At 76.2% G+C, this 20,875-nt stretch carries 13 protein-coding genes; 6 read left to right on the top strand and 7 right to left on the bottom strand.

The window, feature by feature from the left end:
- Positions 1-102 precede the first annotated feature (102 nt).
- Complete coding sequence (locus tag ABZ249_RS22635) at positions 103-3,729, top strand: BTAD domain-containing putative transcriptional regulator (RefSeq protein ID WP_355266229.1); 3,627 nt, start codon at positions 103-105, stop codon at positions 3,727-3,729.
- A gap of 115 nt (positions 3,730-3,844) precedes the next feature.
- Here the strand turns inward: ABZ249_RS22635 and ABZ249_RS22630 are convergent, their stop codons facing one another.
- Together ABZ249_RS22630 and ABZ249_RS22625 are read right to left on the bottom strand one after the other, a co-directional pair.
- Entirely contained in the window at positions 3,845-4,675 is an 831-nt protein-coding gene (locus ABZ249_RS22630) for an ABC transporter permease (RefSeq protein WP_220560156.1), read from the bottom strand.
- Complete coding sequence (locus ABZ249_RS22625) at positions 4,672-5,628, bottom strand: ATP-binding cassette domain-containing protein (RefSeq protein WP_355266225.1); 957 nt, start codon at positions 5,626-5,628, stop codon at positions 4,672-4,674. Before ABZ249_RS22625 ends, ABZ249_RS22630 begins: the two co-directional genes overlap by 4 nt.
- Before the next feature lie 187 nt (positions 5,629-5,815).
- Between ABZ249_RS22625 and ABZ249_RS22620 the strand changes: the two genes are divergently transcribed.
- Positions 5,816-6,358: a PH domain-containing protein gene (locus ABZ249_RS22620; RefSeq protein WP_355266353.1), complete on the top strand. Its 543-nt coding sequence runs from the start codon at positions 5,816-5,818 to the stop codon at positions 6,356-6,358.
- 131 nt (positions 6,359-6,489) lie between these two features.
- Positions 6,490-8,250 carry a PH domain-containing protein gene (locus ABZ249_RS22615; protein ID WP_355266222.1) on the top strand — a complete coding sequence of 587 codons (1,761 nt, stop codon included), beginning with the start codon at positions 6,490-6,492 and terminating at the stop codon, positions 8,248-8,250.
- A 15-nt stretch (positions 8,251-8,265) separates the two neighbouring features.
- Here ABZ249_RS22615 and ABZ249_RS22610 read toward each other — a convergent pair whose 3' ends face one another.
- The 3 genes from ABZ249_RS22610 to ABZ249_RS22600 are packed head-to-tail and all read right to left on the bottom strand — an operon-like array spanning position 8,266 to position 13,588.
- On the bottom strand, positions 8,266-9,660 hold the full coding sequence (locus tag ABZ249_RS22610; protein WP_355266219.1) for a carboxylesterase family protein: 1,395 nt from the start codon (positions 9,658-9,660) through the stop codon (positions 8,266-8,268).
- Positions 9,657-12,158, bottom strand: a complete 2,502-nt coding sequence (locus tag ABZ249_RS22605) for an alpha-L-rhamnosidase N-terminal domain-containing protein (protein ID WP_355266216.1) — start codon at positions 12,156-12,158, stop codon at positions 9,657-9,659. The genes ABZ249_RS22610 and ABZ249_RS22605 overlap by 4 nt, the downstream gene beginning before the upstream one ends.
- A 41-nt stretch (positions 12,159-12,199) precedes the next feature.
- Positions 12,200-13,588, bottom strand: coding sequence for a glycoside-pentoside-hexuronide (GPH):cation symporter (locus tag ABZ249_RS22600; protein WP_355266213.1), 1,389 nt, complete (start codon positions 13,586-13,588; stop codon positions 12,200-12,202).
- Between the two features lie 202 nt (positions 13,589-13,790).
- On the opposite strand from ABZ249_RS22600, the gene ABZ249_RS22595 reads away from it, so the two are divergent.
- Complete coding sequence (locus ABZ249_RS22595) at positions 13,791-15,008, top strand: helix-turn-helix domain-containing protein (protein WP_355266210.1); 1,218 nt, start codon at positions 13,791-13,793, stop codon at positions 15,006-15,008.
- Positions 15,009-15,074: 66 nt separating this feature from the next.
- On the opposite strand, the gene sepH is transcribed toward ABZ249_RS22595, so the two are convergent.
- Positions 15,075-16,694: a septation protein SepH gene (sepH, locus tag ABZ249_RS22590; protein WP_355266207.1), complete on the bottom strand. Its 1,620-nt coding sequence runs from the start codon at positions 16,692-16,694 to the stop codon at positions 15,075-15,077.
- 585 nt (positions 16,695-17,279) lie between these two features.
- On the opposite strand from sepH, the gene ABZ249_RS22585 reads away from it, so the two are divergent.
- On the top strand, positions 17,280-18,338 hold the full coding sequence (locus ABZ249_RS22585; protein WP_220560164.1) for a hypothetical protein: 1,059 nt from the start codon (positions 17,280-17,282) through the stop codon (positions 18,336-18,338).
- Positions 18,339-18,411: 73 nt separating this feature from the next.
- Here the strand turns inward: ABZ249_RS22585 and ABZ249_RS22580 are convergent, their stop codons facing one another.
- Positions 18,412-19,710: a D-arabinono-1,4-lactone oxidase gene (locus ABZ249_RS22580; RefSeq protein WP_220560165.1), complete on the bottom strand. Its 1,299-nt coding sequence runs from the start codon at positions 19,708-19,710 to the stop codon at positions 18,412-18,414.
- A gap of 143 nt (positions 19,711-19,853) precedes the next feature.
- Here ABZ249_RS22580 and ABZ249_RS22575 point away from each other — a divergent pair, with 143 nt between their 5' ends.
- Positions 19,854-20,873 carry a ferrochelatase gene (locus ABZ249_RS22575; RefSeq protein WP_220560166.1) on the top strand — a complete coding sequence of 340 codons (1,020 nt, stop codon included), beginning with the start codon at positions 19,854-19,856 and terminating at the stop codon, positions 20,871-20,873.
- Positions 20,874-20,875: the final 2 nt, after the last annotated feature.

The raw sequence follows: 20,875 nt of genomic DNA, 5'->3' as shown, positions 1-20,875 counted from the left end.
GAACCTTACTGCGGACCCGAGCCGCCCGGGGCGACCCGTCGTGTCCGGCATCGCCCCTGTGGACGACGCCCCCCACCGCCCGCGGGGGGCCATGATGGAGGGGTGCGGTTCTCCATTCTCGGCCCCCTGCTGGTGCACGACGCCTCCGGGGAGCCCGTGACCATCGGCGGTGCCCGGTTGCGCACCCTCCTGGGCCTGCTGCTGCTCCGTCCCGGCCAGTGGGTGGCCGCCGACCACCTGCTCGAGTCCGTGTGGTCGGGCGCCCCGCCGGCCGGGGCGGCCAACGCCCTGCAGGCGCTGGTGTCCCGGCTGCGCCGGGCGCTGGGCGCCGGGGCGGCGGTGGAGGGCGGACCGGAGGGGTACCGGCTGGACGTGGCGCCGGACCGGGTCGACCTGTGCGTGTTCGAGGACCTGGTCCGCGCGGGCCGCGGCCACCGCGCGGCCGGCCGTCCCGGGCCCGCGCTCGCGGACCTGGACCGGGCGCTGGGGCTGTGGCGGGGCCCGGCCCTGGTGGACCTGACCGCCCAGGGGCTGGCCGAGGGCGTCGCCGCGCGCCTGGACCAGACGCACCTGACCGCCCGGGAGGAGCGGCTGGCGGCCCTGCTCGACCTGGGCCGCACCGCCGACGCGGTGGCCGAGGCGGGGGCCCTGGCCGGGATCGAGCCGCACCGGGAGCGGCCGGTGGAGCTGCTGCTGCGCGCCCTGGCGGCGGCCGGGCGCACCGCCGACGCGGTGGCGGCCTACGAGGGCTTCCGCGCCCGGCTGGCCGACGACGTGGGCCTGGACCCCTCCCCGCACCTGGAGGACGTCCACCTGCGCCTGCTCCGCGGGCAGCTGTCCGCCCCCGCGGACCCCGACGGGCCCGTCGGCCCGGGGCCCTCCGGCCGCTGGGGCTCCCCGGCCCCCGCCGGGCGGGGACACCGCGCCGCACCGGAAGCCGACGGTCCCGGTTCCTCGGAGGTTGCCCTCTCCCGCGACCTTCGGACCTCCGCCCCCGCAGACAATGGAGGTGCCCCGCCGGAAGCCGACGGTCCCGGTGCCGGTTCCTCGGAGGGTGCCCTCCCCCGGGGTCTCCGGGCCCCCGCCTCCGCAGGCGGCGGAGCCGCGCCGGAGGCCGACGGTCCCGGTACCGGTTCTTCGGAGTCGGCCCCCTCCCGGGGTCTCCGGGCCTCCGCAGGCGGCGGAGCCGCCGCGCCGGGCGGCGCCGGAACCGGCGGCGGCGCGGCGGGGGCGGTCGGAACGCCGCTGCACCTGCCGGTGCCGCTCACCGGGTTCGTGCCGCGTGCCGAGGTCGGCATCACCGTCGACCTGCTCGCCCACGGCCGCCTGGTCACCCTGACCGGACCGGGCGGGGCGGGCAAGACCCGGCTGGCCGTCGAGGGCGCCGCGGCCTTCGCCGCCGGGCATCCGGACCTGGCGTCCCGGGGCGCCTGGTTCGTCGAACTCGCCCCCCTCACCGACGGCGCCTCGCTGCCCGAGGCCCTCGCCGACACCCTGGGCCTGCGCGAGCACGCCCTCCTCCAGCCCCGCTCCGCCCCGCCCCCGCCGCCCGTCGAGCGCGTCGCCGCGTTCATCGCCGACCACCCCGTGCTCTTGGTCCTGGACAACTGCGAGCACCTCGTCGACGACGCCGCGCGCCTGGCCTCCCTGCTGCTGGAGCGGTGCCCGCGGCTGCGCGTGCTGACCACCTCCCGCGAACCCCTGGGCACCCCCGGCGAGCACCTCCTGCCCGTCCCCTCCCTGCCCCTGCCGGCCGAGGACTCCCGCGCCTCCGAGGCCGCGGCAGCCCCCTCCGTCGTCCTGTTCGCCGAGCGCGCCCGCGCGGTCCGCCCCGGCTTCGCCGTCACCGACGACAACGCCCCCCACGTGGTGCGCATCGTCCGCGCCCTGGACGGCCTGCCGCTGGCCCTGGAGCTGGCGGCCGCCCGCCTGCGCGCGATGACCCCCGCCCAGCTCGCCGCCCGGCTCGACGACCGCTTCCGCCTGCTGGGGGGCGGCGTCCGCCACGCGCCGCGGCACAGCACCCTGCGCGCGGTCGTCGACTGGAGCTGGGAGCTGCTGGACGAGGCCGAACGCCGCCTGCTGCGCCGCCTGTCGGTGTTCGCAGGGGGCACGGACCTGGAATCGGTGGAACACGTCTGCGCCGACCCCGGCACCCCCGGCACGGTCGCCGGCCGCGACGTGTGGACCGTCCTGTTCGCCCTGGTCGACAAGTCCCTGGCGGTCGCCGAGGAGCCGCGCCGGGCCGACGCCCCACCGCGCTACCGGCTGCTGGAGACCGTCCGCGCCTACGCCGCCGAGCGCCTCGCCGACGCCGGGGAGGCCGCGGCCGTCCGCGACGCCCACGCCCACCGCGTCCGCGACCTGTGGAAGGAGGCCGACCCGCTGCTGCGCGGCCCCCGCCAGGCCGAGACGATCGCCCGGCTGCACGACGAGAACGACGGCTTCGCCGCGGCGGTGCGGTGGGCGGCGGAGCGCCGCGACGTCCACCTGGTCCTGGACCTCATCGAGTACTCCCAGTGGTACTGGACCCTGAGCGACTCCTGGGAGCCGCTCGCCCGCTGGGCCGGCCAGGCCCTGGACATGATGGGCGACGCCACGCCCGAGGGGCGCGCCGTGGGCCGCGCCAGCTGCCTGTTCCACCGGGCGGCCGCCACCACGGACTCCCTCGACGACATCCAGGGGCATGTCCGGGCCATCGAGGAGGTGCTCGCGGGGGAGGGCCGCCTCCCGGAGGAGCACCCCCTGCTCGTCTACACCCTCATGTACCGGGCGATGACGGAGGACGGCCGGGGGGAGGCCCGGGACCGGATCGTCCGGGCCCTGGAACAGCCCGACCCGTGGATGCGGGCCATGGTGCGCATGATGCTGTCCCTGGTCGACATGCTCCAGGGCCGCTTCCGGACCTCCCTGGAGCAGGCGGAGACGGCGCTGGCGGAGTTCCGCGCCCTCGGCGACGTCTGGGGGGTGTGCCAGACCCTGGCCCAGGTGGTGGACGCGCACCGCTTCGACGACCTCGAACGCTGCGAGGACATGCTGCGGGAGGCGGTCGCCCTGGCCGAGTCCCACGGGCTGGAGAGCATGGCGACGGTGTTCCGGGTGCGCCGCGTCCAGGTCCTCATCTTCCGGGGGGAGACGGCGGCGGCCCGTGCGGAACTGGACCTGCTGGCGGTGCGGGGGTGCCCCGCCCAGCCGGAGCACGCGGTGCTGGTACTGCTGGCCGAGGCCCAGTGGCAGCGCGAGGTGGGCGAGCTCGCGCGGGCCAGGGAGCTGGTGGAGCGGCTCCGGGTCACGATGGAGACGCTCGGCGGGTTCGCGCCCGCCTACGTCGAGGTCGGGGCGTGCGCGCTGGCGGCGACCATCTCCTGGGACGAGGGCGACCCGGCGCGGGCCCGCCGGGAGGCGGCGAGGTCGTGGTGGGGCGTCATCGGCACCATGGGACCGATCCGGGCGGAGCTGCTCGAGGTCCTGGCGGCCGTGTCGGCGGAGGAGGAGCCGCACCTGGCGGCCCGGCTGGTCGGGTGGGCGTGGGCGCTGCGCGGCGTCCCCGACGACACCGATCCGTACCTGGCGCACACCGTCGCGCGTCTCCGCGACAAGCTCGGCGCCCCGGAGTACGACCGCCTGGTCGAGGAGGCCGCGGCCCCGCCGCCGGACGAGGTGCTCGCCTCCGCCTCCCGGTGGCTGGCGGAGGCCGTCCCGGAGGAGGCCCCGGCCGACCGCCGCTGAGCCCGGGCCCCGGCGGGCCGGGGCGCCCCGGCCCGAGCGGCGGGCGGCGCGCCCCGGACGGTGCTGCCGCCCGGGCACGCGCCCTCCGTCGCGCCCGCGGCCCGGAGGGCGCGGTTCAGGTGCGGCGCCGGTAGGCCCACACCGCGGGTGGGAAGAAGACCGCGGTGATGATCGCCGCCCACACCAGCGTCCAGGTCACCGGCCCGGCGACGTCGCCGCCGATCATCAGCCCGCGCATGGCGTCCACGATGTGCGTCACCGGGTTGTTCGCGGCGATCACCCGCAGCCAGGACGGCATGCTCTCCGGGTCGACGAACGCCGAACTGGCGAACGTCAGCGGGAACATCAGGATCATGCCGAACGCCTGCACGGCCATCGGCGTGCGCACGATCATGCCGACGAAGGCCGACATCCAGCACAGGGCGAACGCGAACAGCAGCACCAGCGCCCCGGCGGCGACCACGCCCACCAGGCCGCCCTCGGGCCGGAAGCCGATGAGCACGCCCACCAGCAGCACCATCACCACCGTGATCGCGTACCGCACCAGGTCGCCCAGGATCGCGCCGATCAGCGGGGCCGACCTCGCGATGGGCAGCGAGCGGAACCGGTCGAAGATCCCCTTCTCCACGTCCTGGCTCAGCGTGAACCCGGTGCCCAGCGTCGCGAAGATGACCGACTGCGCCACGATGCCGGGCATCAGGAAGTCCCGGTAGGCCTGCCAGTCGCCCATGAGCGCCTGTCCGAAGACGAAGACGAACAGGGTCACGAACATGACCGGCTGGAGGATGAGCCCGAAGACCTCCTCGGGGTTGGCCTTGATCTTCAGGATGCTGCGCCAGGCCAGCTGGAGCCCGTTGCGGACGGTGGTCAGCGGCGTGATGTGCCGGGGGACGCGGGGCGCGTCCCCGGTCCGCGCCGACGGCTCCCGTGTCGTCACGGCGCTCATGCGGGCACCTCCTCGGTGTCGCTCTCGGCGGTGTGCCCGGTCAGGGCCAGGAACACCTCGTCAAGGCTGGGTTTGCGCAGGGACAGCTCGGCGACGGCGACCCCCTGCTCGTCCAGGCGGCGCACCACCTCGGGCAGCACGCCCGCGTCGGTGACGGGCACGCTGGCCACCAGGCCGTCCTGGGTGACCGGGGTGCTGGTGACCGCCTCGATGATCTTGGTGGCCAGCGGCAGCCGGCCGGACTCGACGGTGCGCAGCTCCAGGACCTGGCCGCCGGTCCGGTTCTTCAGCTCCTCCGGGGTGCCCCGGCTGATGACCCGGCCGTGGTCGAGCACCAGCAGGTCGTCGGCGAGCCGGTCGGCCTCCTCCAGGTACTGGGTGGTGAGCAGGACGGTGACCCCGTCGCCCACCAGGTCGCGGACCACGTCCCACAGGTCGTTGCGGCTGCGCGGGTCCAGGCCGGTCGTCGGCTCGTCCAGGTACAGCAGGGACGGCCGGCCGACCAGGCTGGCGGCCAGGTCCAGGCGGCGGCGCATGCCGCCCGAGTAGGTCTTGGCGGGACGGCCGCCCGCGTCGGACAGCGCGAACCGCTCCAGCAGCTCGTCCGCCCGGGCCCGGGCGCCGGCCCGGTCGAAGCCCAGCAGCCGGGCGATCAGCGCCAGGTTCTGCACGCCGGTCAGCTCTTCGTCGACGGCGGCGTACTGGCCGGTGAGGCCGATCAGCCGGCGGACCTCGTGCGGCTCGCGCACCACGTCGAACCCGGAGACCTCGGCGTGGCCGGCGTCCGGCTGCAGCAGGGTGGCCAGGATGCGCACCGTCGTGGTCTTGCCGGAGCCGTTCGGGCCCAGGACACCCAGCACGGCCCCCGTCCTGGCGGTCAGGTCCACCCCGTCCAGGGCGCGTTTGCCCTTGAATTCTTTGACCAGGCCCTCCGCGCGTATGGCGTCTGTCATCCCACTCCTCCGTTCGCACGTTCGATGACCAGTCTCGTCGGCGGTTCTGACAGAACGCTGACATGCGGGACCGCACCGCCCACACCCCGCTGACACCGCCGTTCCGCAACCGCTGACACGCAGGGGTTCGCGGCACCGGGGCGACCCTAGACTCGAGTCCGTGAACGACACCCCGACCGACGCCCCACTGGATCCCTCCCCGCCGGAGGCGGAGCCCGCCACCGGACTGCGGCCGCCGGAGCGCAGGGTGAGCAGGCGCGCGATCGGCGTGTGGACGGTGCGCCTGCTGCTGGGCGGCCTGTTCCTCACTGCACTGCTGAGCGCGGGCGCGTGGGCGCTGACCTCCCTCGGATGGAGCTGGCCGCCCGTGTGGGTGCGCGAGTACGCCCCGTTCGTACCCGTCGTCTACGGTGTGTACGCCCTGCTCCGGGTGGCGGTGGTGCCCTCCTGGCGCTACCGGGTGCACCGCTGGGAGGTGACCGAAGACGTCATCTACACGCGCTCGGGGTGGGTGAGCCGGACCTGGCAGCTGGTGCCGGTGAGCCGCCTGCAGACGGTCGACCACACCCAGGGGTGGCTGGAACGCCTCTTCTCCGTGGCGACCCTGGAGGTGCAGACGGCCTCCTACGCGGGTTCGTCGACCATCGAGGGGCTGGACGCCGACGAGGCGCGCGGGCTGAGCGAGGAGCTGGCCGTGCGCGCCGGAACCCTGCGGGACGATGCCACGTGACCGACGGCACCGGTGACGACGACCGGACGACCCCGCACATCCCCGAGCCCCCCGGCCCTGCGCGCCCGGACCCGGACGCGCCCGTTCCCACGGATGCCCGCGCCCCGGAAGGCGCCCCCGAGGAGCCGCTCGTGTCCGACGATGCCCCCGGTTCCGCTGATGCCCCTGGGACGGGAGACGAGGCCGAGGACGCCGAGGGGCTTGTGCCGCCGGAGGCGGAGGGGGCCGGAGGGACGACTGTGCCCCCTGCGGTGTCCGGCTCCGGTGGCGGTGCGACGCACCCGGGGGCGGATGCACCCGGGGGTGTGCCCGGTTCCATGGAGGTTCATGGGGCTGGAGGCGCGGTCGAGGGCGCCGGGGGGCTTGTGCCTCCTGCGGCGGACGCGCTCGGGGTGGAGCGGGCGCGCCGCCTGAGCGCCCGGACCATGGTCGTGGGGCCCGTCAACCAGCTGCGCAGCCTGCTGCTGCCCATCGTCGCGGGCCTGGTCGTGGGCGGGTTCAACCCGTGGGTGCTGGGCGCGACCGGCGCGGGCGTGGTCGCCCTGCTCGTCGGCGGCTTCGTCACCTGGCGGACCACGCGCTACGAGGTGGCCGGGGACCACCTGGAGATCCGCAAGGGCCTGCTGAGCCGGTCCCGGCGCACCATTCCGCTGGAGCGCATCCGGGGCGTGGACGTCACCAGCACGCTCCTGCACCGGATCCTGGGCGTGGCGGTGGTGCGCATCGAGGCGGCGGCCGGGGCCGCCGGCGGCAGCGAGGACGGCAAGCTCGACGCCGTGGACACCGCCGAGGCCGAGCGGCTGCGCCGGGTCCTGCTGCACCGCAAGGCGGTGCTGGTCGGCCGGACCGAAGCGGCCGACGCGGCCCCCGCCGGGGACGGGCAGAGCCCGGCCCCCGGCGACGACGGGCCGGCCGCCGACGAGGGGACCGTCCACTTCGCCATCCCCCGCTCCTGGTACCTGTACGGGGCACTGAGCCTGGGCTACCTGCTCACCCCCTTCGCGGTGCTGTCCGCCCTGTTCGGCGCGGTCCAGCAGACCGCGGGGGAGTGGGCCACGGACGCGTTCATCGACTGGGTGCAGGCCTCCGACCGCAACGGCCTGCTGACGGCGGCCGTCGCGGCCGCCGTGGTGATCGTGTTCCTCATGCCGGTGTTCGCCGTGGTCTCCTACGCCCTCACCCACTGGGGGTTCACCCTGCGCGAGCGCGACGGCTCCCTGGTGGCCGAGCGCGGCCTGTTCACCCGGCGCAGCGTCACCCTGGAGAAGCGGCGCATCCGCGGGTACGAGCTGCTGGACAACCCCCTGGAGCGCCTGCGGGGCGCGGTGCGCCTGCGCGCGATCGTCACCGGTCTGGGCGACACGGCCGGGCGCTCGGTGCTGCTGCCGATCGGCCCGCGGGACCGGGTCGAGGAGGTCGTGGACCACGCCCTGGGCCGCTACACCGGAACGCTGCGCCGCCACCCCCGGGCCGCCCTGGGCCGCCGCCTGCTGCGCTCGGTGGGTCCGCCCGCCCTGGCGCTGGCCCTGGCGGCCGCGTTCGCCCCCGGCTGGATCGCCGCCGTGGCCCTGGTCCTCACGGTCGCCGCGGTGCCCCTGGGCGTGGACCGCTACCGCTCCCTGGGCCACGGGCACGACGGGGAGCGGGTGAGCGTCCGCTCGGGTTCGCTGTCCCGGTCCCAGGCCACGGTGGAGCGGTCGGCGGTGATCGGCTGGACCTGGAGGCAGACCCTGTTCCAGCGCCGTCCCGGCCTGGCCGACCTCCAGGTGACGGTGGGCGCGGGCGCCGGGGGCTACACCGCCACCGACGCCTCCTTCGAGGAGTCGGTGGGCTTCGCCGCCGGGATCACCCCGGACATGGTCCGCCCCTTCCTGGCCGGCCCGCGCCCCTGACCGGGCCGGGCCGTGTCAGCCCGCGTCCAGGACGTGCGGCTCGGGCCGTTCGGCCCAGGACGGCCAGCCGGGGTCGCCGTCGCGGACGAAGCCCACCCAGGCCCGGTGCGTCCGCTGGGCCAGCTCGGCGGGGGCGTCCGGGCCGGTCAGGGCCAGGGCGCCGGGGGTGCCCAGCCGGTCGAACACGAACGGCAGCTCCATGCAGTGCGCCGCGCCCAGGTCCGCGACCGGGCTGCGCCAGGCGAACCCGAACACGTGCGTGGCGGCGCCCCGTGCGGCGCGGGCCCGCGCCACCCGCCGCGCGGGCCGCTCCAGCAGCACCTCGCCGACGAGCGCCCCCGCCAGCATCCCGGTGCTCATCCCGGGGCGGCGCGAGCGCAGCCTGCGCAGCGTCGCCGGGCCCACCCCGAACCGCAGCGCGCCCAGGGCCAGCAGCGGCCACCCCAGGGCGCGGTCGGCGCCGCCGGGGGCCAGCCACAGCCGGTGCTCCTCCAGGGTGGTGCCGATGAGCAGGTCCAGGTGGTCGGCGGCGCCCGCGCGCAACGCGTCGTAGGGGGTGCGCGGTACCAGGTCGCCGTCCACGGCCAGGGAGAACGCGGGGCCGCCCGCGAGCGGGTTCCCCGCCGCCATCGCCCGGTGCTGGGCGGCGACGAGGTCCTCGGGCCCCACCCCGGCGAAGGCGTCCCGGGTGGCGGGGATCCCCAGGTCCTGCGCGATGAGCCGGGTGATCCGCCCGGCCCGGCCGGGGGCGGCGGCGCTCAGCGGCCCGCTCTGGACGATCGCCCGCCGCACCAGCCGCCCGGCCTCGGGGTGCGCGATCAGCGCGGCGGTGGTGCCCGCCCCCGCGGACTGCCCGGCGACGGTGATGCGCCCGGGGTCGCCGCCGAACGCGGCGATCTCCCGCCGCACCCAGCGCAGCGCGGCCAGCTGGTCGGCCAGCCCCAGGTTGAGCGGGGCGTCCTCCAGGACGGAGAACCCCTCCGAGCCCAGCCGGTAGTTGGCGGACACGAACACGATCCCGTCGCGCGCGAAGGCGGTCCCGTCGTAAGCGCTCAGGGAGTTGGCCCCGCGCACCAGCGCCCCGCCGTGGAACCACAGCAGCACCGGCAGCGAACCGGGTTCGGCGCCCCGCGGCGCCCACACGTTGACGTGCAGGCAGTCGTCCCCCCAGGCGTCCACCGACGGCAGGATCTCCCCGACGGCGCCCTCGTAGGGCGCCTGCGGGGCGCCGGGTCCGTACGCGGTGGCGTCGCGCACCCCCTCCCAGGGGGTGACCGGGGCGGGCGCCGAGAAGCGGTGCTCCCCGACGGGCGGTGCCGCGTAGGGGACGCCCAGGTGGCGGACGATCCCCCCGTCGGCGGTGCCGCGCAGCGCCCCGGCTCCGACGTGCGCGGTGGGTCCGTCCGTCATGGCTGGTCTCCTCGGGGGAAGGCGTGGTGCAGGGTGATCGTACGCTCCCCGGCGGGGAACCGGTCCACGCGGCCCGAGGGGTGCGAGAACTCCACCGGCACGGGGGAGTCCACCCGGGCCCGCCCGTTCTCCACGGCGACCTCCACGAACCCGTGCGGGGTGGGCACCCGTCCGGCGATCCTCTCCAGCCGGCCCGGCCGCGGCGCCACCCGCACCGACGCGTACCCCGGCTCGGCGGGCGACACCCCGAGCGTGTGCACGACCAGGTCGCGGGCGGGCGTCGCCGACCACCCGTGCGCGAACGACCCGCCCTCCCAGCACTCGCGCAGCGCGCTCGGGCCGCTCTCCAGCAGGACCGCCCAGTCCCGGTACAGGTCCACCAGGGCGTCGGCCGCGCCCAGTTCGGCCAGCGCGTCGTGCACGACGTAGCGGAAGAACGGCTGGGCGCCGACCACCCGCGCCTCGGTGTCCCAGTCGGGCGCCTCCCGCAGGTGCACGGGGGTGCCGTCGTAGGCGCCGCGCTCGTCGACCCCGTGGTCGGCCAGCGGGCTGCGGGTGAACATCGCGTCCCGGTCCAGCAGCAGGTCCCGCACGCGGTCCCGCCGCCGCGGCGGCACCAGGCGCGCGCACACCGCGGCCGCGGCCGTGTGCTCGCTGACCCCGCGCCCGGGGCCCGCGGGGCCCAGGGTGTCGCGGTAGGCGCCGCGCTCCTCGTCCCAGAACGCCTCGAACCCCTCGGCCAGGCGCGCGTGGGCGTCCCGCGCCCACAGGGCCCGCCCGGGGTCTCCCGACCAGGCGGCCATCTCGGCGAAGTCCGCGAGGGCCCGGCCCCACAGGGCGTTGAGCGCGGCCGAGCACCCGGCCACCTGGACGGGGGACCAGTCGATCAGCACCCATCCGGGCACGTCGTGCAGCAGGCCGTCCGGGCGCGCGTGCCGCGCGAACCAGCGCAGCACCCCCTCGGCGGTGCCGAGCAGCTCCGCGACCGCCTCCCGGTCGCCGGTGTACCGGTACAGCAGGTGCACCGACCGGATCCAGTGCAGCGCCCAGTCGGGGATGGGCGGCACCCCGTCGCGGGCGAAGTCGCCGGCGACGACCATGGGGAGCATGCCGTCGGGGCGCGCCCGGGCGAGCAGCCGGGGGTTCCACACGGCCAGCGACCAGTCGGGCGAGGTCGCCAGGTCCACCGCCTGGTGCACGACGGCGTCGCCGACCCAGGCGCGCGACTCCCGGGTGGGGCAGTCGAGGTAGGCGTCCTGCGCCGTGAGGTCGACGGTGCGCAGCGCCACCGCGAACAGGTGCTCCAGGAAGGGGTCGGAGCACTCGAACCCGGCCCCCGCGGGGCGCGGGCGCAGGGCCTCGCGGACGGCCACCGCCACCTCCACGTCGGGGCCGTCCACGGACAGCACCAGGTACCGGCCGCCGGAGGGGTCCGAGGCGGTGAACCGGGTGCGGCCGTTCCGGGTGCGGATCCGGAACGGCGCGGCCGAGCCGAGGGCCACCGGTGTGACGGCCTCCACCAGGGCGCCGGTGACCGTGCGGCCCGCGGGCCCGTCCAGGGTCAGCCGGGTGCGCCCGGACACGATCCGGCCCAGGTCGAACACGGCCAGCGCCCGCCCCCCGGGCCGGTCGGGGCGGGCCGGGGTCCCGTCCTCCAGTACGGCCGCGTCGGCCGCCAGCGCGGTGTGCACGTCGGGGTCGGCGCCGGGGGGCAGCGCGTACCACAGGGGCGGCCCGACCGGGGCGTGCCGGGTGACCGCCGGGGGCGGCAGCGGATGGGGCAGGAGCACCCCGTACGGGTGCCCGCCCGGCCGGGTGCGCCCGCGCGGACCGGTGACGGCGTGCGCGGCCTGCACCGTCGCCGGGGCCCAGCCGGTGTCGTCGAACCCGGCCCCGGTCCACCCCGGGTCCAGCAGGCGCGCGTCGAACGCCTCGGGGATCTGGGAGTTCAGCAGCCCCATGGGGCGGCACCGCTCCCAGGCGTCGCCCTCCCGGACCCGCCAGTGGGGGCCGCTGGCCGCCGCCACGGAGCCGTCCACCTCCACCTCCGCCACCAGCGAGCCGCCGCCCTGGGTGAACGTGGGCGGGGTCGGCTCCCACCACGGCGTCGGATGGCCGTAGAACCGGGCCGCCACGGCCAGCACGTTCTCCCCCTCCACCAGCGCGCCGGCCAGGTCGTGGACGGAGTAGTACAGGGTGCCGGGCCCGTGGCGGACGGGGCCGTCGCCGACCTCCACCCCGTTCAGGTAGGCGGTGTAGCGCGAGTCCGCCGTGATGAACAGGCGTGCCCCGCGTACGGGTCCGGCCACGCGGAAGACGGTCCGGAACAGGACCCGGTGGTCGAACCGGCCGGGGTCGTGCCTTCCGAACGGGTTGTCGGGGCCCGGCGGGGCCAGCGCGGGCCGGTCCGACCAGATCCATTCCGCGGTCCATGCCCGGGGCTCGGCGCGGAAGCCGGGAGGGGCGGCCCCGGTCGGGGCGGCGGCGGGTGCGTGCACGGCGTTCTCCTCTCGTGTCGGTGCGTCGGACGCCCGGGGGTTCACGGCGTCCCGTTCGCGGCGCGGTCCGCGGACAGGGACCGGCGCCGGGCCAGCGCGCTCATCGCCTCCACGGCCATGGCGCGGTCGACGGGGTAGGCCAGCAGCACCAGGCCGCCCAACAGCAGCAGGCCCCCGGGCAGCAGCGACTGGGTCAGGTGCAGGCCGCTCAGTGCCGCCTCGGTCTGCTCCCGGCCGGCCCGGTACCCGGAGAAGGCCAGGGAGTAGGCCGTCAGCGCGCCGCCGATGCCGCCCCCGGCCTTGGCCGCGAACGACGACAGCGAGGCCAGCGCCGCCTCGGCCCGAAAGCCCGTGCGCCACTCGGTGACGTCGGTCAGTTCGGCCACCAGCACGTAGTTCAGCGCCACCGCTCCGCCCGCGCCCAGGCCCGCCACCGCGAACCCCGCCAGGTAGTAGGCCCCGGGCATCCCCGGGGCCAGGGCGATCGTGGCGAACCCGCCGACGGCCACGGCGGCGCTCACGAGGTAGCCGTTGCGGGGGCCCAGCCGGCCGGCCAGGACCGGGCCCGCGATGCTGCCCGCCATCATCGGCCCGATCATCACCACGGCCGCCGCGCTCACCAGCGCCGCCGAGCCCGCGTAGTAGGTGAAGAAGAACGGCATGCAGGCGAGCATCGCGGCGCTGGCCGCCGACACCGCCACCTTGGCGACGAGCAGCAGCGGCACCGCGCGTCCGGTGAGGAACATCCGGCCGAGGTCGCGCGGCCCGTACCGCTCCTCCCGCACCGGCCGCACGCGTTCGCGCACCCCGGCGGCCGACACCGCCATGAGCAGGGCCGAGCCCGCCGCCACGAGCACCGCGAACGAGCCCCACCCGGCGGTGCCGCCGCCCAGGGCGTCCACGGCCGGCAGCACGGCGGCGGTGACCGCCCCGGCCCCGAACAGGTAGGTCAGCCCCTTGATCCCGGCCAGGCGGGCGCGGTCGCGCGGCACGTCGGTCATGGCGGGGAGCAGGGCGTTGAGGGGCACGTCCATGAAGTCGAACGCCAGTCCCCACACCAGGTAGGCGACCCACACCGCGACCAGCGGGTCCGGGGCCAGCGCGGGGGCCAGGAACAGAGCCGCGAAGCTCGCGGCGGCCAGCAGCGACCCGACCAGCAGGTACGGGCGGAACCGGCCGTAGCGGGTGGCGGGCAGGTGGTCCACGACGTAGCCCATGACCGGGTCGGTGGCGGCGTCCACGAGCCGGGCCACCAGCAGCAGCGTGCCGACCGCGGCCGGGGCCAGCCCGACGCCGTCGGTCAGGTACAGCAGCAGGAACGAGCCGATCACCGTGCTCGGCACGATGTCGCCCAGGTTCCCGGCCAGGTAGCTGGCGCGCTCGGCCAGGGAGGTCGACCCGGGGGCCCCGGGCGCGGGGGTGGTGGCCATGGGACCGCCTTTGGGAGAAGGGACACGGCGGAGGCCGGTTCGTGACGCGCACGGGACCCGCCCGTGCCCTAGGCTCGGGCGCGGCCGGCGACAACGGCCTCCACCACCACATTCGTCCCGTTCGGGGGCCCGGTGGAAGTGGACAGGGACCAGGAAGGGGAGGCGAGGGATTGTGACCCGTCATAAATCCGGGGGCGTACCGATGATCGGCGGGCGCCCGGCGCACACCTGGATCGCCCCCGGCGACCCCGCGCTGGTCGACGAGGTCATCGCGTCCTTCACCGCCACCAACCCCGACCACCACGGCGGCGGCGCGCGGTCCCTCGCCCCCGACATCCGCTGGGTGGTCGAGCACAACCTGCGCCTGTGCGTCTCCGTGCTGCGCCGTGCCGACGGGGAGGCCGGGGACACCCTCGGCCCCGACGACGCCGAACTGCTGGCCGCCTCGGCGGCCCGCCGCGCGGCCGAGGGCGCGAGCCTGGAGTCCCTGCTGGACGCCTACCACCGGGGATTCTCCGCCGTCTGGGACCGCCTGCACACCCGTGCCGGCCCCGGCGACCTCGACGCGCTCGCCCGGGTGGCCGCCCTGTTCATCGCCCACCTGGGCCGGATCACCACCGTGGTCGCCCGCGGCTACCTGGACGAGCGCGAGCACATCTCGGGCGATGAGCAGGGCGCCCGCTTCGCCCTCTACTCGGCCCTGGTCTCGGGCGCCGACCCCGGCACGGCCGCCCGCCGGGCCGGGGTGCCGCTGCCCGACTCCTACCTGGTGCTGAGCCTGTCCCCGACGGCTCCCCCGGCACAGGAGCGGGGGGTGAGCGAGGAGGTGGCGCGCCGCCGCCGGGCCCACCGCCTGCGGCGGGAGCTGGAGGCCTACGCAGACGGCCCGGTGCTGGCCCTGCTGGGCGGGGGCGGCGGGACGGCGCTGGTGCCGCTGCCCGCCGACGCGGACGGCGCCCCCGGGGCGGCGGAACTGGTCGCCCGGCTGGGCGGGGCCGCGGGGGCGCCGGTCACCGCGGGCGGGGCGGTCGGCCCGCCGGAACGGGTGCCCGACCTGCTGGCGCTGGCCGACGAGCTGCAGTCCCTGGCCCGCGCGCTGGACCGGCCCGCGGGGCTGTACATGCTCGACGACCTGCTGTTCGAGTACCAGGCGACCCGGCCGGGCGCGGCCCGCGCCCTGCTGGCGGCGCTGCTGGACCCCCTGGCCGGGCACCCGGACCTGTACCGGACCCTGGAGGAGTACCTGGGGTCGGACGGGGACCGGCGGGGGACCGCGGCGCGGCTGCACGTCCACCCCAACACCGTGGACTACCGCCTGGGGCGCGCGGCCGCGCTGCTGGGCCTGGACCTGTCCCGGGAGTCCCACCGGTCGCTGGCGGCCATGGCCCTGGCGGCCCGCCGCGTGGACGCGTCCCGCTGACACGCGGAACGGGGGCGTCCGCCGCGGCGGACGCCCCCGTGGGAAGCGGTGCGGGACCCCGGAGGGTCAGTCGTCCTTCTTGGCCCCGAACATGATCTCGTCCCAGGACGGCACCGAGGCGCGGCGCCCGCGCCCCTTGCGCTTGGGCGCGGGCCGGTCCCCGCCCGCCGCGGCGGCCGGGAGCGGCGCCGAGGGCGCGGCCGGGGACGGGTCGGCGGCCCGGCGCGGGGTCCCGGTGTCGTTGAGGTCGATGGTGGCCCGGCGCCGGCGCGGCGCGGGCTGGCTCAGGGGCGCCGCGGGCGGCACCTGGTCGGCGGCGGCCGACCAGGCCGGGCGCTCCCGGCGGTCGGGCCGCTCCTCCGCAGCGGGCGCGGCGCGCGGCCGCTCGGCCGGGAGCGGTTCGGGGCGCGGCTCGGGACGGGACGGCTCCGGGCGCGCGACCGGCGCGGCGGCCGGACCGCCGTACGGCTCGCCCTCCTCCTCGAACACCGGGGAGGCAGGCCGGGCGGGCCCGTCGGCCGGGGCCGTGTGCGGGGCGCGCGGCCCGGTGTCCGGGCGCCCGTGCCCGGGGTACTCCTCGCGCCCGTGCCCCGCGGGCTCCTCGTAGCGGGGGGCGGTGCGCTCCCCGTACCCGTCCCGGCGGACGGTCTCCTCGCGGCCCTCGCGGTCCTCGTGCTCGTCGCGGTACGCGGGGCGCCCGGTCCGCTCCGGGGCCCGTACGCCCGCCTCGGCTTCGCGGTAGGCCGGGCGCCCGTCCTGCTCGGCCTCCCGGTACGCCGGCCGCCCGTCGTGCTCGGAGGCGCGCTCGAACCGCTCCGCGTCCCGGGTCGCGGGCCGCTGCGGCCGTGCGGGCGGGGCGTCGTACCCGCGGTGCCCGCGCGGCTCCTCGGTCCACCGGTTCGCCGGCTCCTCGCGCCGCTCGCCGGTCCGCCGGCCCGCGCCGTCCTCCTCGCCGCGCGGCACGGACGGCCGCAGCGGGTCGTCCAGCGGGCCGTCGGCGCGCCGCGCTCCGCCGACCCGTTCGGGGGCGGGGCGCACGGAGGGGCGCGGCGCCTCGGACTCGGAGCGCCGGGGGGCGAAAGGGGTCACGTTCGCGGTGGGGGAGGGAGCGGGCTCTGACGAGGAGAACCGGGCGGCCTCCTCGTCGGCGGGGGTGACGGTGTTGTGTCTGGGCTCGTACAGCCAGTGGGCGACGCGTTCCTCGCCGCCGTCGAGGAAGACGAGCTTGAGCTGCCAGGTGCGGTCCTCGCGCTTCCAGGAGTCCCACACCGCGTCGCCGGTCTCCAGCTGGTGGGCCCCGATCCGGCGGGTGACCAGCTCCTCCAGGTTCCCCGCGGGCGCGGCCTCGCCGGCGATGCGCACCGCGGCGCGCTGGGCCTGCTGCGCGATGTACTCCCGTTCCTGGAGGACCGGGCCCTCGAACCAGCGCACCCGTTCGATGGGGATGCCGGAGATCTCGGAGATGGCCTCCGCGGTCTCGCCGGACCGGATGCGGGCCTGGATTTCCTTGGGGCGCAACGGATTCTCCACTTCGATCTCGTACTGGCCGAGCCGGGAGAACTGGCCGCGTACTGCGGCGCGGAGGCGGTCGTCGACAGGGAGCATGAAACGGGTTCCACGGCCGGTGCTGGCCAGCACCAGATAGGTGCCGTCCTCACTCACGGCCACGAGGCGAAGCTCGTGCATCGCCCTCCCTTTCGCGTCCCGTCGAGGACAGGTCCTGGGACCGACCCCCGCGTTCTCCAAGTCTGGTCGGCCGACAACGGTTCGGCCACTACCGCGCCCGGCGCGCCCGAACATGTGTGCCCGCCTCCCGATCCGCGACGCGTATCGCCACGGTGGGAGCGCCCCGGGCCGTCCCCGGGGTCCTCACGGTCGCTTCCTTTGCCAATCTTGGCACGCTGACCCTTCCACGACCGGGAGCTGTCACGGGCGAATGTCGCGGTTCCCGTGCGAAGGCTCCGCCGTGATGGTATCCCGCGCCCCCCGAATCGCCCCAGGTCCGGGAAAAACTCCGATCTCGGTCGCTTCGTCGGGGAGGGGGATCCTCTCGGACGCAACTCGACACGCCGATGGGTGCCGAAGAGTGATGCATCTTCATTGATGGCGTTATCGGAACCCTGCCGCCCTTAGTCTGAGTTATCCGTACATGAGTCGTATGTGAACTTTGGGGCGTCTGGGGCCACATGCCCGACACACGCCCATCCCGGAGCGCGGCGCGCCGTCTCGCGCGCCCTCCGGACGGGACGGAGCACGAAGGGGGACGGCCGCATGGGGAGGGCCGAGCACCGTGGGGAACGGGACGCGGAAGAAGGTGAGGAGGCCGGGAAGAAGCGCATCGACCTGAGCCTGTCCCAGGTCGTCGGGGCGGGCGTGGCCACCCTCGCCGCCGCCACCGCCGCCTCCTACCTCAACGTCTACGGGACGGTCGTCGGGGCGGCCGTCATGGCCACCCTGAGCACGGTGGTCAGCCCCTTCCTTCAGGACTGGTTCTCGCGCGGGGGCGACCAGGCGCGGCAGTTCGCCGAGAAGGCCGTCGGCCACACCGAGCCGGCGGGAACAGGTTCTCGCCGCGCCGGCTCCCACCCCCTGGACCCGCCGGGCACCGGCCCGGTGCCCGGGGTGCCGCCGACAGGGCCGATCCCCGGCCTGCCGGAGGAGCCCGACGCCACCCGCACCATGGCCCTGCCCGTGCGGGGGACCGACGCCACGGTGCGCATGCCCGTCGTCCCCGGCATCCCCGGGCACCCGGAGGACCCCTACGGCGCCCGGGAACAGGAGGAGCAGGAGCCGGCCCGGCGCGGATGGCGCGCCTACGCGGTGCCCGCCGCCGTCGTGTTCGGCCTGGTGATGCTCGTCATCCTGCTGTTCGAGCTGTTCACCGGGCGCTCCCTGACCGCGTGGACGCAGGGGCAGGACGAGCACACCTCGCCCACGCTGCTCGGCGGCGGCAGCTCCGCGCCCCGGGTCCCGGAGGACGAGGGGACCGGTGACGCACCCGCAGGCCAGGAGGACCGGGGGCAGGACGGGCAGGACGGCACGGGGGAGCAGTCCCGGGACCCCGCGGAGGGGTCCTCCACCCCCGACCCCACCGCCCCGGCCACCGAGCCGCCCACGGATGGCGGCGACGGGGGCACCGACCCTGTCGACCCGGGCGACGGCGCCACCACCGACCCGGGGGACGGCCAGACCGACCCCGGCGCCGGGGGCGGGGGACCGGGCACCGGCGGTACCCAGGAACCGGGCGGCACGGGGGGCACGGGCGGAACCGGTTCCCTCGGCGGCTCGGGCGGGACCGGGGACGCCGTCCCCGAGGCCCCCGCGGGCTGACCCGGACACCGCTGCGGGCCCCGTCGCCGACGGGGCCCGCAGCGGCGCCGGAACCCGGTCCGGTCCGCGCCGGTCAGCCGAAGACGCGGTCCAGGTAGTCGTTGCCGAACCGCCGCAGCGGGTCCACCCGGTCGCGCACCGCCAGGGCGTCGCCCAGGCGCGGGTACACCGCCTCCAGGTAGGAGCGGTCGCGGGTGTGCATCTTGCCCCAGTGGGGCCGGCCGCCCACCGAGGTGAACACCGCCTCCAGGTCGGCGAAGTACGCCTCGTACGGCGTCCCCTTGTACATGTGCACCGCCACGTAGGCGCTGTCGCGCCCGTAGGCCGTCGACAGCCACACGTCGTCGGCCGGGGCGAACCGCACCTCCACCGGGAAGCTCACCCGGTGGTCGCCCGCGTCCACGATCCGGCGCGCCTCGCGCAGCACGTCCACCAGGTGCTCGGCGGGGATCGCGTACTCCATCTCCACGAACCGCACGTCCCGCACGGACGTGAACACCTTGTGCGACACGTCGGTGTAGGAGCGGGCGGACAGCGCCCGCGAGCTGACCTGGTTCACGGCCGGGACCGCGCCGGGGAAGCGGCGGCACACCCGGTTGACGCCCTCGAACAGGGTGTTGGACAGGAAGTCGTCGTCCAGCCACTCCTTGAACCGCGACAGCGGCCGCGCCGGACCGTCGGTGATGTTGTTGCGCTTGGTGTTGGTGTTGCCGGTGTGGGGGAACCAGTAGAACTCGAAGTGGTCGTTGCCGGCCCGCAGCTCCGGCAGCCGCTCCAGCACCTCGTCCAGGGGCATGGGCTCCTCCCGCGCGTGCAGCAGGAACGCCGGGCGCACCGCCATCGTCAGCGCCGTCACCACGCCGAACGCGCCCAGGCCCACCCGGGCGGCGTGGAACAGCTCGGGCTCGCGCTCCGCCGAGCACTCCACCACGGAGCCGTCGGCGAGCACGATCTCCAGGCCGACCACCTGGCTCGCCAGCCCGCCCGCGTCCCGGCCGGTGCCGTGCGTGCCGGTCTGCACCGCTCCGGCCACCGTCTGCACCGCGATGTCGCCCATGTTGGCGAGCGCCACCCCGTGCGCCGCCAGTGCGTCGTTGAAGTCGCACAGGGGCAGCCCGGCCTCGACCGTGGCGGTGCCCGCGGCCGGATCGACCGAGCGCACCCCCGTCAGCGAGGTGGGGGAGAGCAGGAGCCCGTCGGTGACGGCCACGTCGGTGAAGGAGTGCCCCGACCCGACCATGCGGACCCGCAGGCCCTCCTGCGCGGCGGAGGCCACGGCCGCCGCGACCTCGGCGGTGCTGTTGGGGGAGGCCGTCCGCTTGGGACGGGCCCGGTAGGTGTCCGCCCATGTGTGCCACAACACATCTGTCATGCCAGGGGACATTACTCGCCGGTCACTTGTCTGGCCAGGGGGAGAACGGGCCGAAAGGTCCTGGTCGGGGGAGTCCGACGCCACAGGCCCGCTGACCGGGGGGTGAGGCCCAGGGGTCCGGAGGAGCTGGTTTCATGAAGTGCATGAGGCCTTACGACGCGTTTCTGCTGATCTCCTTCGGCGGCCCGGAGGGCGAGGACGAGGTCATCCCGTTCCTGGAGAACGTCACGCGCGGACGCAACATCCCGCGTGAGCGGCTCGCGGAGGTCGGTGAGCACTACTTCCTCTTCGGAGGGGTGAGCCCGATCAACCAACAGTGCCGCGACCTCCTCGCCGCCGTCACCGACGGGTTCGCCGCCGACGGCATCGACCTGCCGATCTACTGGGGCAACCGGTTCTGGGCCCCGATGCTCGCCGACACCCTGGAGCGGATGCGGGACGACGGGGTGCGGCGCGTACTGGCGCTGCCCACCTCCGCCTACTGCAACTGGTCGAGCCGCACCGCCTACCTGGAGGACATCGACCGCGCCCGCGCCGCACTGGGCGAGGACGCACCCGAGGTCGACCTCATCCGCCCCTTCTACGACCACCCCGGGTTCGTCGAGCCGTTGGTCGAGCACACCCGCGCCGCCCTGGACGCGCTGCCCGCACAGCAGCGCGAGGGCGCCCACCTGCTGTTCTCCGCGCACTCCATCCCCACCAAGATGGCCGAGGAGAGCGGCGGCCCCGAGCTGGGCTTCGGCCCCGAGGGCGCCTACGGCTCCCAGCTCGCGAAGGTGGCCCGCCTGGTCGTGGACCGCCTCGACCGCGAGTACCCCTTCGAGGTCGTCTACCAGAGCCGCAGCGGCCCTCCCAGCCAGCCCTGGCTGGAGCCCGACGTCAACGACCGCATGGAGGAGCTCGCCCGCGAGGGGGTGCCCGCCGTCGTCGTCGTCCCGCACGGGTTCGTCTCCGACCACATGGAGGTCAAGTTCGACCTCGACGTGGAGGCCCGGCAGACCGCCGAGAAGCTGGGCATCGGGTACGAGCGCGCGCTCAGCCCCGGCACCCACCCGGCGTTCGTCGCCATGGTCTCGGACCTGGTCCGCGAGTACACCGAGGGCCGCGAACCGCAGCGCCTGAGCACGGTGCCCCGGTGCGCGGGCTGCCACTGCCGCGACTGACC

The organism is Nocardiopsis sp. NPDC006139 (assembly GCF_040614155.1).
GTDB lineage: Bacteria > Actinomycetota > Actinomycetes > Streptosporangiales > Streptosporangiaceae > Nocardiopsis > Nocardiopsis changdeensis.
The sequence above is the reverse complement of the archived record's forward strand: the minus strand, read 5'-3'. Positions and strand labels throughout refer to the sequence as shown.